The 14,483-nt window shown below is 37.5% G+C and carries 15 protein-coding genes and 1 other annotated feature; of the genes, 3 read left to right on the top strand and 12 right to left on the bottom strand.

Annotation, left to right across the window (positions count from 1 at the left end):
• Positions 1-69: 69 nt before the first annotated feature.
• From JFU24_RS26605 to hmpA, 5 genes are all read right to left on the bottom strand, one after another.
• Complete coding sequence (locus JFU24_RS26605) at positions 70-2,001, bottom strand: sigma 54-interacting transcriptional regulator (protein ID WP_201250719.1); 1,932 nt, start codon at positions 1,999-2,001, stop codon at positions 70-72.
• A gap of 868 nt (positions 2,002-2,869) precedes the next feature.
• Entirely contained in the window at positions 2,870-3,316 is a 447-nt protein-coding gene (locus JFU24_RS26600) for a general stress protein (protein WP_201223822.1), read from the bottom strand.
• Between the two features lie 78 nt (positions 3,317-3,394).
• Positions 3,395-4,642 carry a glutamate-5-semialdehyde dehydrogenase gene (locus JFU24_RS26595; RefSeq protein ID WP_201185578.1) on the bottom strand — a complete coding sequence of 416 codons (1,248 nt, stop codon included), beginning with the start codon at positions 4,640-4,642 and terminating at the stop codon, positions 3,395-3,397.
• Positions 4,643-4,682: 40 nt separating this feature from the next.
• Positions 4,683-5,771, bottom strand: coding sequence for a glutamate 5-kinase (gene proB / locus JFU24_RS26590; protein ID WP_201185579.1), 1,089 nt, complete (start codon positions 5,769-5,771; stop codon positions 4,683-4,685).
• Between the two features lie 57 nt (positions 5,772-5,828).
• Positions 5,829-6,044: a binding site (T-box leader), on the bottom strand.
• 64 nt (positions 6,045-6,108) lie between these two features.
• On the bottom strand, positions 6,109-7,317 hold the full coding sequence (hmpA, locus tag JFU24_RS26585) for an NO-inducible flavohemoprotein (protein WP_201223821.1): 1,209 nt from the start codon (positions 7,315-7,317) through the stop codon (positions 6,109-6,111).
• A 170-nt stretch (positions 7,318-7,487) separates the two neighbouring features.
• Between hmpA and JFU24_RS26580 the strand changes: the two genes are divergently transcribed.
• Positions 7,488-7,949, top strand: a complete 462-nt coding sequence (locus JFU24_RS26580; RefSeq protein WP_053346712.1) for an RrF2 family transcriptional regulator — start codon at positions 7,488-7,490, stop codon at positions 7,947-7,949.
• 16 nt (positions 7,950-7,965) lie between these two features.
• Here the strand turns inward: JFU24_RS26580 and JFU24_RS26575 are convergent, their stop codons facing one another.
• The 3 genes from JFU24_RS26575 to JFU24_RS26565 form a co-directional block, all read right to left on the bottom strand.
• A complete protein-coding gene (locus JFU24_RS26575) occupies positions 7,966-8,946 on the bottom strand; it encodes an HD-GYP domain-containing protein (RefSeq protein ID WP_201250718.1) in 981 nt (326 codons plus the stop codon).
• A gap of 84 nt (positions 8,947-9,030) precedes the next feature.
• Positions 9,031-9,216: a zinc-finger domain-containing protein gene (locus JFU24_RS26570; RefSeq protein WP_201185582.1), complete on the bottom strand. Its 186-nt coding sequence runs from the start codon at positions 9,214-9,216 to the stop codon at positions 9,031-9,033.
• 5 nt (positions 9,217-9,221) lie between these two features.
• Complete coding sequence (locus tag JFU24_RS26565) at positions 9,222-9,893, bottom strand: reverse transcriptase-like protein (protein WP_309446286.1); 672 nt, start codon at positions 9,891-9,893, stop codon at positions 9,222-9,224.
• Between the two features lie 261 nt (positions 9,894-10,154).
• On the opposite strand from JFU24_RS26565, the gene JFU24_RS26560 reads away from it, so the two are divergent.
• Together JFU24_RS26560 and JFU24_RS26555 are read left to right on the top strand one after the other, a co-directional pair.
• A complete protein-coding gene (locus JFU24_RS26560; RefSeq protein WP_053346715.1) occupies positions 10,155-10,568 on the top strand; it encodes a reverse transcriptase-like protein in 414 nt (137 codons plus the stop codon).
• Positions 10,552-11,463 (top strand): DMT family transporter, encoded by a 912-nt coding sequence (locus JFU24_RS26555; RefSeq protein WP_201185583.1) that lies wholly within the window; start codon positions 10,552-10,554, stop codon positions 11,461-11,463. Before JFU24_RS26560 ends, JFU24_RS26555 begins: the two co-directional genes overlap by 17 nt.
• A gap of 46 nt (positions 11,464-11,509) precedes the next feature.
• Here the strand turns inward: JFU24_RS26555 and JFU24_RS26550 are convergent, their stop codons facing one another.
• The 4 genes from JFU24_RS26550 to JFU24_RS26535 form a co-directional block, all read right to left on the bottom strand.
• On the bottom strand, positions 11,510-11,791 hold the full coding sequence (locus JFU24_RS26550; protein WP_201185585.1) for a DUF6123 family protein: 282 nt from the start codon (positions 11,789-11,791) through the stop codon (positions 11,510-11,512).
• Between the two features lie 121 nt (positions 11,792-11,912).
• Positions 11,913-12,788: a 5'-3' exonuclease gene (locus JFU24_RS26545; protein ID WP_053346718.1), complete on the bottom strand. Its 876-nt coding sequence runs from the start codon at positions 12,786-12,788 to the stop codon at positions 11,913-11,915.
• A gap of 86 nt (positions 12,789-12,874) precedes the next feature.
• On the bottom strand, positions 12,875-13,702 hold the full coding sequence (locus JFU24_RS26540) for a sulfurtransferase (RefSeq protein ID WP_201250717.1): 828 nt from the start codon (positions 13,700-13,702) through the stop codon (positions 12,875-12,877).
• 12 nt (positions 13,703-13,714) lie between these two features.
• A complete protein-coding gene (locus JFU24_RS26535; RefSeq protein WP_201223814.1) occupies positions 13,715-14,473 on the bottom strand; it encodes a DNA polymerase beta superfamily protein in 759 nt (252 codons plus the stop codon).
• Positions 14,474-14,483: the final 10 nt, after the last annotated feature.

Below are 14,483 nucleotides of genomic sequence, written 5' to 3'. Positions count from 1 at the left end.
GTTCTCTAATTAATAAATAAATAAAGTTAACAAATTGTTTCAAATTGAATTAAATAGTTTCATTTCGTTTCAATTTGTTTCAATATTCAAATTTTTCAACTTTCTCCATAAAGTCGTGCGACTCATCCCTAACTCAGAGGCAGCTTTTCCTTTATTATAGTTAACCTTTTTTAACGTTTGAACAATTCTTTCACGCTCGGATAAATGTATCCCTGGTGACATATCCCTTTCTTCCTCTTGATTCGACAGTATTTTCTTTTTACTCTTATTCGGAAAGTACATTTCGATATCGTACACATCAATTAACTTGTCTTTATAAAGAACGCTTAATCGCTCACAAAAATTTTGCAATTGACGAATGTTCCCTTCCCAATTTCCTTCACTCAGCTTTTTCTTTGCAGCATCCGTAATCTTAATTTGTTTTTGATCCGAAAGACCTTTCTGAATAAAAGCATTCACCAATAACGGAATATCTTCTCTTCGTTCCCGAAGTGGAGGCAATACAAGGTCCAGTACACTCAAGCGATAATACAGATCCTCCCGAAAGTCATTACTTTTAACCATTTGCATGAGGTCTTTGTTCGTTGCCGACAAAATTCTCACATCAACCGGAATTACTTTATCATCACCGATGCGCATGATTTCTCGCTCTTGCAGGACTCGTAGCAGCCGGCTCTGCATTTTTGGAGAGATTTCTCCTATTTCATCTAAAAAGATCGTACCTCTATGTGCCAGTTCAAAAAATCCTTGCTTTCCGCCTTTCATTGCCCCTGTGAAAGCTCCTTCTGCATACCCAAATAGCTCACTTTCCAATAAATTTTCGGGAAGCGCAGCGCAATTAATGGCTACAAACGGGTTATTTTTCCGGTTGCTATGATTATGTATACTTTGGGCGAATATTTCCTTGCCCGTTCCGGTTTCTCCAATTATAAGAATATTTGAATCTACTTCACTATAACGTTGAGCTGTTTCAATCGTCCTCTTAATTTCGGAACTCTGAAACAATATATCATCAAATGTGTACTTAGCCACATGTCCGCGTAAATGAATCTTCCTATAGAACTTCCCTTCCATCTCCTGAATGCGTGTAACATCTTGAAAGGCGACCATATCTCCTACTTTTTTACCTTTTAAAAATATCCCAACTTTTTTTACCGATAATTGAATAGATTGGTAAGCAACAATATCTTTTTCGTATTCATCGTCACTTAACAGCATATTACGAAATTTTCCCTGTTTTATTATATCGTATATAGAATTTCCAATTAAGCTCCCCTTGTAAATGGATAATATCTCCTGAGCGGCAGTATTAAATACAGATATTTGTCCTTTTAAATCTACAGCAATAACTCCTTCATAGGCATAATTAAGAATCGTTTGGTAACGCTTGGTCTTCTCCTGTTCCCTTCTACTGACTAGAGCTACTCTTTTCGCCTCAATCAACGCCTGCCGAAATGATTCCTTTCCAGTGTCAACTAGAATGGCTCCCAATCCTATCTCTTCAGCATATTTACAGGTACTTAAACCACTTAGCACCACCTCACAGCCATCACTGGCAGCTAAATCTACTAAACTGGCTGAGGACTCGATATTATTTAATATATAGGACTGAATTGGCAAATCAACTATATCCGAAAGGTTTTCCACTCCATAAATCATATTTAGCGCTCCTATAACGGCCACTTTTTTACTGCCAAAACGTGCCTTGCAATCATACAGACAACGAATGAGATCAATACCTTGTACAGGTATATCAATGATAGGAATAAATTCATTGCTTTCTTTTAAAAGTTTCGTGATTAATCCCCTTGAGATGACTACATCAGCATCAAGCTTCAACTTCACAATCTGATCAGCATCCACAACTACCTCCTCTAACACAAACTTCACTGAACCATTATCTTTATTTTCCAACTCTTCCAACTGGTTGAATTCCTCAAATCTTTCAAACGCATCCGTAATATACCCTTTTCGAGGAACAACGAGTTTAATTTTTATCAACACACACACCTCCAGCGTAAAATTCATTTTGGTTTATTGAATATTATAACTCAGCAACCTCTTATTAAAGCTCTAGTCAAACCAGGACTTGATATAATCGAGATAGCTAAGAATGCCAAGCAAAAATTTTCGTTCAAAACCGCAAAAGAATTTATTTAGAAATTAGATATTTTATTTTTAAAAATCACCTTTGAAAAATAAAAAACCCTGTTATCGTGGGTTTTTTCAATACACAGCCTTTTCACTTTTAATTCTAAACCCTAGTATTAAGATTGGTTTTGATTATCATCCAATACGTTATTCACCTTCTTAAAGGGGGATGGGTATCACATTCAAAGTATCTCATAAAACTTTTTAAAGTCTCTTTACTTACATTACGCCACTAACCTTTTTCTTTTTCGAATGTTTATGTTCTCCTGCTTTTCATCACTAGAATACGCTTTTAACATTAACTTCTTATAGGCGTAAAATCATTATGAGTAAAATTTTCACCTTAATTTCTTAAAGTATTCATTATTTAGTGATTCAATGAAATCAAAAACTGAACTAAAAATGGGTGATCCCCCCTGCTCTTCATATAACCAATTACTTGGTAAGGACATTTCATTTAATACCTATTTTATTTTTCGAAATTTTCATTCCTTTCACACTAATAGGACAATATCCCTTATATTCTTCATACAAATGTGGAATTCCTTTTGATTTTAAAGTTACTGATAATAAAATTGATGTACAAACACAAAAACCCCGTTCAAGAAATTCTGAACGGGGTTTTTCTATAAACACTACCTGTTTCATATTGAGCATTTGAGACCAAGGAGCTCAGTTGTCCATCATCGTAGATCTGTTCAATTCAAGGAGGTTTTACTTACGACTTACTTAAAATAGGATCTGCTATGACAAGAATTTTCCCAGCCTTGATATCCTCCACATACCGATCGATTTCTGCTTCATCTAGACCAATATCCAATAATGGCTTCTTCAATCCTCCGGCACCTGATGCTGCCCCAGCTGCCGCTCCTCCAAATGTGGTGAAAATAGGGCCTGCAGCTAATATCGGGCCGATTCCAGGTACAGCCAATGCACTCATCCCAATAACTAAACCAGTTAAACCAAGAGCGCCACCTGCTGCTGCACCGGCTACGAATCCATCAGTCTTTGTAGGACTCACTTCTTCGGCTTCATTTGGTAATTTATCAATATTTTTAGCAACTAATGATATTTGATCGGATGAATATCCTTTTTTCTTTAAATTTTCAACTGCTAAGGTTGCTTCATTTTCATTATCATAAATTGCTATAAATCTATTGTCCATGGTATCTTCTCCTTTAAAAGTAATGTACTGTACAATACCCTTAAGTGAGTTTTGATAACCATCTATTAAAAAATGGAATTACTCCCGGATTTGTCCCTCGCCATAAATAAAATATTTGCTTGAAGTTAATGCCGGCAAGCCCATTGGTCCACGCGCATGAAGCTTTTGTGTAGAAATGCCTATTTCAGCGCCATAACCGAATTCAAATCCGTCAGTAAAACGTGTGGAAGCATTATGATAAACTGCTGCTGCATCTACTTTATTCAAGAAGACAGCCGCATTTTGTTCATCTTTTGTCAGGATTGCTTCGGAATGATTTGTACCATATCGATTAATATGTTCAATAGCATCTGAAACACAACTGACGGTTTTCACGCTGATTTTCAATGCTAAATACTCTGTTGACCAATCTTCTTCCGTAGCAGTTTTGGCTTCAGGAAAAGCGTTACAAACCGCTTCATCACCGTATATTTCAATGCCCTTTTCGTTCAGGACTGCCAAAAGACTCTTCCCATTTTCTTCGAACCATTTTTCATGAATAAGCAGGCTTTCAATTGCGTTACAAACGGAAGGACGCTGTGTTTTACCGTTTAAGACAATATTCTCTACCATGGTTAAATCTGCCGTCTCATCGATGAAGATATGACAATTACCTGCCCCCGTTTCAAGGACGGGGACGGTAGACTCCCTAATTACTGTTTCAATTAAATTCTTTCCACCGCGCGGAATCAAAACATCTAAATAATCTTTAAGGTGAAAAAGTTCCTTAGCTGTCTCACGACTTGTATCTTCAATTAATTGAACAGCATCTACAGGAATTTTCGTATTCTTCAATGCTTCGTGAATAGAAGAGACTAGCGCCATATTGGAATACTTTGCTGAAGAGCTTCCCCGTAATATGACCGCATTCCCTGTTTTTAAAGATAATGTAGCTGCATCAATAGTCACATTCGGTCTTGCTTCATAGATCATTCCAATAACACCGATTGGGACACGTAATTTTTTAATTAATAAACCGTTTTCTTTTTCTATCATTTCCAATTTTTCACCTATTGGATCTTTTAATTCAATCAATAGCCGTATCGCCGCGGCAATGTCATCAATACGTTTAGGGTTTAACATAATTCGGTCTAACGTAGACTCACTAAAACCTTTTAGCCGGCCTTGTTCGAGATCCTTTTGGTTTTCTATTAACAAACTTTCTCTATCAATAACTAGTTGCATGGCGATTTTCTCAAGCGCCTCATTTTTCTGTTCGGTAGACAGTCCGATTAGCTGATAACTTGCTATTTTCGCTGCCTTTCCTTTCGCAATCACTTCACTCATTTTATAAGCCCCCTTTACCTTCGATAAAATTGATATACAACTATGCCTTCACCCATTTATCACGATGGATTACTTCAATGGAAGTTAGTACAAGCTCCGTTGTTCGTTTGCCCATCGCCTGTTTTAACTCCGCTTCGGAATATAGAACCTCTCCACGTCCTAATAATCCATTTGCCCCGAAGACCTCGACGACATCTCCCTTATTGAAAACTCCTTTAATATCATAAATCCCAGCCGGTAATAGACTGCTGCCATTTGAAACTAGTGCCTTTTCTGCACCTGCATCGACATAGATTTTCCCGGATACTTTTGAATGAAGGGAAATCCACTGTTTGTTTTTTGTAACAGTTGTTAAGACATCATTGCCAATATACGTGCCATCACCATTTCCTGAAAGTATTGTAAGAAGTTTTTCACTACCCTCTCCTGAACCGATAAATACTTTGACTCCAAGAGACAGTGCTGTTTGCGCTGCAATCAGCTTGGATTTCATTCCCCCCGTACCAACACTTGAACCCGCTCCTTCAGCCATTTGTAATAACTCTTCGGTAACTTCGGAAAGCTTATCAAATCTGTTAGCCTCTGGATTTGTTTGGGGATTGGAATCGTAGAGCCCATTAATATCAGTTAAAATAATCAGGTTGTTGGCATGGACAAGCCCGCTTACAAGAGCAGATAGCATATCATTATCACCGAAAGTCAACTCTTCTACCGATACGGTGTCGTTTTCATTTATTATCGGGAGAATGCCCCGCTCAAGCAATTCCATTAATGTGGCATAGGCATTTTTATACCGATCTTTTTTTGAGAAATCTTTTCTTGTAAGTAAAATTTGTGCTGGAACAATTCCAAAGTGCCCCAATTGTTCCATATAAGACTGGATCAACAGGCTTTGCCCGACGGCTGCAGCTGCCTGTTTTCCTTTTAGAGTAACAGGTCTTGAAGGGTATCCGAGCTTGCGAAAACCGGTTGCTACAGCCCCTGATGAAACAAGAACAACTTCATGTCCAGCCTTCCTTAATGCTGCCACTGCCTGGATATGATCGGAAAATTTCTTTTGGTCGATTTCACCTTGTGTGTTGGTTAAAGAACTACTTCCTATCTTTACAACGATGCGCTTCTTTTCCATCGATTTTTTCCTCCAATTAATATCTTAGACATGAAAAAAAGCCCTTTTCGTCCTCGAAACAAGGACGAAAAGGGCTTCTCTCCGTGGTACCACCTTCATTGAATGCAAATTTATGCATCCCACTTTGCCTGATAACGCCAGGATTTGCGCCTATGTTTCGCATAGGACTCAAGAAGCAGGTTCTGCGCTTTCCTGTCGCGGGTCTTCCAGCAATTAACACCGCTCTCTGTCACAGTAAATTTTCGCATACTAATCTTCCTTCAACGTTCATGGTTTTAATATAGTATGCAAAATTATCTTCTTGATGTCAACACCATTCAAAAACCTTTATTAAATCTTAAAGCGCTATCGCTGGGCCGAAGAATTCATAGTGGATTTTTTCTGGATCTATCCCAAGCTCTTTCAGACAAGTAATAATAGCTTTCATAAACGGGACCGGACCACATACATAATAATCTGCTTCAGGTTTTACATGTCTGCTTAATAGTTCCGCATCCATATAACCTTGCTTCTCAAAACTCGGTAAGTTCTTATCTTCTTCGCTCGGATTTTTATAAACAAAGGATAATTGATAATTAGTCAATTTTCGAGAAAGTTCTGTCAACTCACTTCTAAACGGCTGCAATGCACCATTTTCAGATGCATGAATGAATTGTACATCACGTTCGGGCTTTTGATCAGCAACCGCATGTACCATGCTCATGAAAGGAGTTATTCCAACGCCGCCGCTAAGAAATACTAGAGGTGTTTGTTTTTCCATGTTGATAGTGAAATCTCCAGCAGGAGCGGTTACGTCTATCATGTCTCCCACCTGAATAACTTCATGCAGATAGTTTGAGACTCTACCATCTGGAGAGATTCCCGGCTTTTCTTTTTTGACAGAAATACGGAAGTAATCTTTTCCAGGTGAAGCTGATAAACTATACTGACGGTTGAATAAGTAACGTTCACCCTGTATCTCCATACGTATGGTCACATATTGTCCAGGTAAAAAAGATGGAACCGCATCACCATTTGCTGGCTTTAAATAAAAGGAAGTAATTACATCGCTTTCCTGTACTTTTTCCACTACAGTGAATGGTTTGAAATCAGACCATCCTCCGTCCTGATTGGAAGCTTGATCGTACATTTCCTTTTCTATGCTAATAAATACACCGGCAATGACTCCATATGCTTCTCCCCACGCATGGATGATTTCCTCGGTAGCCGCATCTTTTAATACTTCTTTAATTGCTCCTAATAAGAATTCTCCTACAATAGGGTAATGTTCCGGTTTAACAGCCAGACTTCTATGTTTTTGTGCTATTTGTTTCACAGCTGGTAAAATCGTTTCAAGTTGATCTATATATTTAGCTGCGGCTAATACTGTGTTAGCAAGTGCATTTTGTTGGCGTCCTTTTTTCTGATTGGCGTGATTGAAAACATTCAATAGTTCAGGATGCGCTTCGAAAAGATTTTCATAAAATACAGTTGTAATAGTTGTACCATGTACTTCTAAAACAGGTACAGTGGATTTGATGATGTCGATAGTTTTTTGGGATAGCATGTGTAAACCCCTCTTCTTAAACAAGTATTTTAAATACATGTTTATCTTAGAACTTAATGACTTGAAAAGCAATATATAAAATACATCTTTTTATACTATTAGTATTAATGTTTAAAAAATGTTCACATTTATGATATAGTCAAATAGGGATAGAATGTGAGGCGATAAACATGAGGTTAACGAGTTATTCCGATTACTCACTAAGAGTGTTGATTTACCTGGCTTCCCAAGATCAAAGCAAATTGTCAAATATTAAAGAGATTTCTGAGGTTTATCAACTATCAAAAAATCATCTCATGAAGATTGTTTATAATCTCGGTAAATTAGGTTATATTGAGACAATACGCGGACGAAATGGCGGTTTCCGGCTCGCAAAACCTCCTGCTGAAATAAATGTAGGGGAATTAGTTCGGAAAACTGAAGAGGATTTTTATTTAGTGGAATGTTTTAAAGATCACGATAACTGTGTGATTTCTCCCGTTTGTTCATTAAAATTCGTACTTAATAATGCCTTAGATGCTTTTCTAAAGGTCCTTGACCAATATACTATTGCTGACTTCAGCGAAAATAAAGCAATGCTCAAAGCCTATTTCGATTCAGTAAAGCATAGTGAGAAAGAGCCCGATTTATAATAATCGGGCTCTTTCCTCATTTACCTATAATCCGTTCAATCTGCAATTCTTTTTCTAACCTTAAATCTAAGATACCTGAATTAGTTTTCATTAAAACTTTAAGAGGCTCGTAAGGATTTATCATGATAATTGTTCCGATTTGTTGATTAGTAAGCATGACTTCTTTCCCAACTAAGGTACCCATCAATTGGTTAATGAATACTAGCAACATTTTCGGATTGAATTTCCCAAAAACATCGCGGTTCATTTGCTCAATCACCTTATAAAATGGCATAGCCTGATGATAAACACGATCTGATGACATAGCATGAAATACATCAGCTATTGCCACGATCTTCGAAAGATAGTAAATATTACTTCCTTTCAATTTATGGGGATAGCCTTGCCCATCTTCCCTTTCATGGTGCTGAAGAGCCGTTAAAGCAATCGAGGGTGGAATGCCCGGGATACTTTTAAGGAGCTCGTATCCATAAATTGTATGGCGTTTTATTTCATCATACTCTGCCGCAGTCAGTTTCCCCGGTTTTTCTAATAATCTCTCAGGAATCCTCGTTTTACCTACGTCATGCAGAATAGCTGCCAATGTCAGATCTGAAAGACTTTCCTTCGATAAACCAAGCTTTGTTCCCAAATAAGTGGCAATGATTCCTACACCAATATTATGCTTATACGTATATTCATTTTTTGCCTGCATCTCTTCGAACAGGTAATAAATATCAGGGTTCTTTGCAGCCTCCTCGATGATAGGAACAATTTCAGCTTTAATTCCTTCAACAGTTTCAAGCTGAATATTTTCTTCTTTACGGATGTCTTCAAATAAATTTTTAATTTGCTCAGAAGCGCCGTTAATTTTTTCATGAATTCTTACGTTGGGTTGTACATGTTGTTTAACTGATTCGCTTTCTTTCCCTTTATTCATTTCTTCCATTATGAAATCAATTTCAGGAATTGTAAGAGGGGAAATCTCATTATTTAGCTTCCCTTTTCTATATTTCATTTCTCTCACACTTTTCTCTATTTTTTACCTATAATACCATATTATTCATTGGTTTTGTGTGAAAATGAATGCTATTTTCTTTGCCTAAGAACGGTCGTTAAGTTCATTGCCGAGCTGTTTTAATTTCTCACCAACTGTACACTGAGAAATGCAGAATTGGTGAGCATATGAACGACCATATTCTTTTCGAAAATGTTTTTGTAAAAAACATTCATGGCAAAATGAGGAAATTACATCTTCTACTTCTTCATATATTTTTTTCCTGTTCATTTTTGTTACGACTCCTTTAACTCAGCAATTTCCGATTTGCTAAATATGACTTCTCCCTGAAGAGCAAGTGTTGCCAGACGATCGGCTTCCTGGTTCTCTTTCCGTGAAATTGGCTTATAGACCGGGATAATCTTTAATTTTTCTAACTTCGCTTCTATACGGTCCAGCCATTTATTTAAGTTTTCCTCCATACAGGGCCATTCTCCAGAAAGTTGGTTTAATACAACAAGAGAATCACCTTTAAATAAACAGCTTTGGTGGTGGACTCCAAGTTCCTCCATCTGCCTCACTGCTTCATAAAAGGCAGCATACTCTGCTTCATTATTGGATTCAAATTGCTCAAGCCTTAGGTTAGTCCGTATACGCCAGTGTTTTTTCCCTTGTCGATAATATATAGCTGCACCAATTCCGGCTACTCTTTGCTCTTTTTGAAAACCACCATCAAAAAAAACCGTCACATCCTGAGGTTCCTCCTCTACCTCTGTTAAGAGTTTCTTTAACTCTTTTTTTGTCCAAATTGTATCGAATTCATCCTTGAATTCCACTTCCTTCAAACGTCCCGCCTTTTCAAGATCTTCTGTAATGACTAAGGCAGTACCAGCATCCAACCAATCGGAAACAAAATCGGCAGTTGGTTTTTTTGAAGCATGATATGTCCATTGCATAATTACCTTCAATGATTTCCAGCTCCTTGTCATCTATTCCATGATAAAGTTTGTCAATTTTCATACCTATTTTTCGGAATACCATTTATAATAAAATTTAAACAATCAAATATTCTTTTAATTATTTCTTTATAGTTCCCATAACAGCCTGAAATTCTCTTGTTGAATTAGAATCTTTTTAATTTCATGATTCACATCTATCAGTCTTTAATTATTATATGAAACAACTACTAATCATAGCATATGAACAGTGTAAACTCGAGGAGGAACATCATGATTGAAGTGTATATTGATGGAGCCAGTGCGGGCAATCCGGGGCCGAGCGGCGCAGGAATTTTCATTAATAATAACGGTGTAGTCGAGCGTCATTCCATCCCACTTGGAAATATGGAAAATCATGAGGCGGAATACCATGCTTTAATCAAGGCATTGGAGATATGTATATCCAGTCATTATCAAGTCGTTTCTTTTCGGACCGATTCCCAGGCCATCAACCAGGCCATTGAAAAAAGGTTTGCTAAAAAAAAATACGCCACCTTGCTTGATCAAGCACTTAAGTTATCAGACCAGCTTGAGTTATTTTTTGTGAAATGGATTCCAAATCTCGAAAATAAGAGAGCTGATGAGCTAGCACGACGGGCCATTCGTTTAAACAAAGTTGAGGAAAATAATGAAAAAGACAGCTGATGTTTCATTATTGTTTGTTGTATTCATTTGGGGTGTCACATTTGTTATGGTGCAGAATGCCCTTTCTTTTCTTGAACCTTTCACATTTAATGCTATCCGGTTTTTTATGGCCTTTGTTTTCTTGTTTATACCTTACTTATTAACCTTACATAAAAGGGGAAAAACCTGGAACAAGAAATTGTTAATTGCAGGACTTCATATCGGGGTATGGCTTTTCTTGGGTTATGGCTTTCAAACAATAGGCTTGAATTATACTACCCCTGCCAAAACTGGCTTCATAACAGGCTTAAGTGTTGTCATGGTACCAGTTTTTTCTTTGTTGCTATTAAAACTGAGGCTATCACGTAATACAGTATTGGGTGTCGTTGCCGCAACGATTGGGCTTTATTTAATGACTTTCGCCGACCGCTCTAACTTGAATGTTGGTGATTTTCTAGTATTTTTATGTGCGATCAGTTTTGCCATGCAGATTATTACGACTGCCAGGTATGCTAAAACCCTTCCTGCCTTACCGTTAACTCTGATTCAAATTTTCACGGTTTCTTTTTTATCCTTAGGTTCAGCCATATTATTTAATGAAGATTATTCTGTAATCTTTAAGTCGGAAGTCATGTTACAGCCAGAGGTCTGGACCGCCTTATTGGTTACGGCTGCTCTTGCAACGGCATTTGCCTTTTTCGCACAAACCTTCTTCCAGGCTTATACGACACCTACAAGGGTCGCATTAATCTTTTCAATGGAACCGGTTTTTGCGGCGTTTTCCTCATTCATATTGATTGGGGAAAAATTGACTTCTGCTTCAATCATCGGCTGCGTATTCATTTTCCTTGGCATGATTCTCGCTGAGTTGCCATCGAAGAAAAAGAAATCGATAGCAACTCAAGATTTTTCTTAAAAGATTAAATAAAAATAAATCGGACTTCTAATTTACGAAGTCCGATTTATTTTAGCAGTCCCTGCTTTTTTGCAAATGATAACGCAGCACTGCGAGTTTCAATGCCATTTTGTTTTAAGTTTTCTAAAAAGGAAATATAAAAGCTACCATCAAAATTCTTTTGAACTTTCAATGTCAATTCGATTGCTACATTGACTAAAATATCACTTGCGTTTGTATAGCGTTTGCCAAAATAAATAAAACCAATAGCGTCATTCCCAAAAGTGAATCCCTTTCCTTCTAAAAAACTCACATACTCTTCAGTTGATTGCCCCACTTCTGCATCCACTCCATAATACTTGCCTTAATTTCATCTTACCGTAAATATAAGATTTTGCCTATCCATTTTTCGACAAAATACTTCCTATAAAAATAAACGGAGCTCCCAAGGGAACCCCGCTTCATTTATTTTACAGCATTCGCAGTAAAGTCCTAAATTCATGGTCTCTAGCCAGATTTTTCACTTTTTCACGGTCATACTGATACACCGCTTCATCTAAGGAGCATGAAACAGGTACGTCACACTTGATTTCGGCAAGTTTTCTCGATAGGTGAAGCATATCGACAGCCGATTCAATCTTAGATCGCTGCCCCTTGGTTAATGAAGCAACATTTTCAAGAATACCCTCTATATTTTGATACTGAATCAACAATTTCAAAGCTGTCTTTTCCCCAATTCCTTTGACGCCGGGGTAGTTATCAGCTGTATCTCCCATTAAAGCTTTTAAATCAATCATTTGTCTTGGTGTAATCCCTTTCCATTCAAAAAAGCTATCGGGATTATGCACTTCATAATTACCATACCCTTTTCTCAATAAAAGTACAGAAATGTTTTCTTCAATTAACTGAAGCATATCTTGATCTCCTGTCAATATGCCTACTCGACTATGTTCAGCAGATGCTTTTGCTATTGTCCCAATACAATCATCAGCTTCGTATCCGGAAAGCCCAATGTTCGGGATATCAAAGGCTTCAACAGCTTTTTTCGCTAAATCGAATTGAGGAATCATTTCAACTGGTGCTTCTGAACGATTAGCCTTGTATCCATCAAATAGTTCATTGCGGAAAGTTTTGCTTCCCATATCCCAACATACTGCTACATGACTAGGAGAAAAATGATTCACCGCTGTCAGCATATGCTTTAAGAAACCCTGTACGGCATTTGTTGGAATACCTTTTGAGTTAATCATAAATTGACCTGTAACGGCTGTTGCATAAAAAGCTCTAAATAAAAGCGCCATCCCGTCGACAAGCATAAAGGAAGGATGCTGTTCGTTTTCTTTCATTAACACATTTATCACCTCTATCATGATGTATATCTATTTTAACATAGCTGTCCACCTTTTTGAGGATCGTTAATTGGAAAACCTAATCATTCAATAGGATTATCAGAATAGGAAATCCAGTCACTAAAACTACCGACATATACCTTCACATCTTTAAAACCAGCTTCTTTTAAGGCTATATAATTGGGAGAAGCCGTCACACCTGATCCACAGTAAACGATAATCTCCTTATCTCGGCTAATGTCTGTGAAACTTAATTGAAGTTCTTCCGATTTTTTATAAAATCCATTTTCAAGAACCTTTGTCCATACCTTGTTGACTGCCCCAGGTATATGTCCCGCTTTTTTATCAATCGGCTCTTCAATCCCTTGGTACCGTTTAGACTCCCTTGAATCAATTAAAACAACATCAGTGGGTCTTTTTACTGTATATTCCTTCACTTTTTGATAAGAAGCCAAAACAGATTCATTTAAAACTATATTATAATCGGCTGAAGCATATTTCGACTGATTCGTTTCGAGCGGATAGCCCGCATCCTTCCATGCCCTAAAGCCGCCGTTAAGTACAAACACTTTCTGATGACCAAGATAGCTCAGCAGCCAGACAAACCTAGAAGCAAAGGAACCTTCCCCTCCGTCATAAGCAATAAGTACCGTTTCATTGGTAATACCCTTTGATTCAAGCCTCTCTTTTAATGTATTAAGGTCAGGAAGCGGATGTCTCCCGCCGTGTTTTTCAACCTGGCCGGATAAATCTTTTTCAAGATCAAAATAGACAGCACCCGTAATATGTTCTTTCTCGTATTCAATATAACCCACATCAGGGGCTCCTAACTGAAAACGACAGTCACAGATTCTAATATCTCTAGAATTCAACAGCGACAACAGCTCTTCTTTTTCCATTATATAACCCATCTACACATCTCCCTATTTCAAAATGGACCAAATTAATTGATTAAGCTCCTCTTCCATGTGCTTCCCCATAGGAAGCTTAGTTATTTCATTCTTTATGGAAGGTAATTTCCCCTCCAAAAACTCAAGACTTTTTATACTTTCATGTTTTGAAAATTCTTCTTTTTGTTTTGCTGTAAATATTCGCGTCATTCTGCTTTTCATTTCCTTATCAATTAATACAGAATCGAGTAATTCCCAAACGCATAAAGGTGGAAGAGCTCTAAACAGGATTAAATATTGCAGTACTAAATAGGAACGATAAACCTGTACCCATGTTTTCAGCACTTTTTTTTCGGAACTACTTGTTTTTGTCAATTGCTGAAGATTGCCTGTCATCATCCGGTAGTAATGATGTCCTAGAGCCTTTTTGGAATAGCATTCTTCGATTAACCCCTTCATCACGCGATAATAATCCGGTTGAGCAATCAGTTGGATGGGCGACTGAAATAATTCAAATAGTGCGGGGTTGCTCTTTAACGTTAGCCGTGATGTTTTAAATAGATCCCAGCCTTCCACGTCACAAAAGCCTTCATTCAATTGAATCACTTCGTCGGGTTGACTAAGTGAGAGATAGGACCGCCTATCATTATGAACATATATAAACCGGACATCACTATCTGAATTGGCTGATGATAAACCAAAAGAATGGCTGCCAGTTACAGCAGCCATTAATATTGTGATATTCTTTTTCTTTTCTAGGTTTCTCAAAATTGAAATAAGGTTTTCTTTCATAAACGAACCT

It is taken from the genome of Peribacillus sp. TH27 (assembly GCF_016650915.1).
Classification (GTDB): Bacteria; Bacillota; Bacilli; order Bacillales; family DSM-1321; genus Peribacillus; species Peribacillus butanolivorans.
This window is presented reverse-complemented; position numbering and strand designations above follow the sequence as displayed.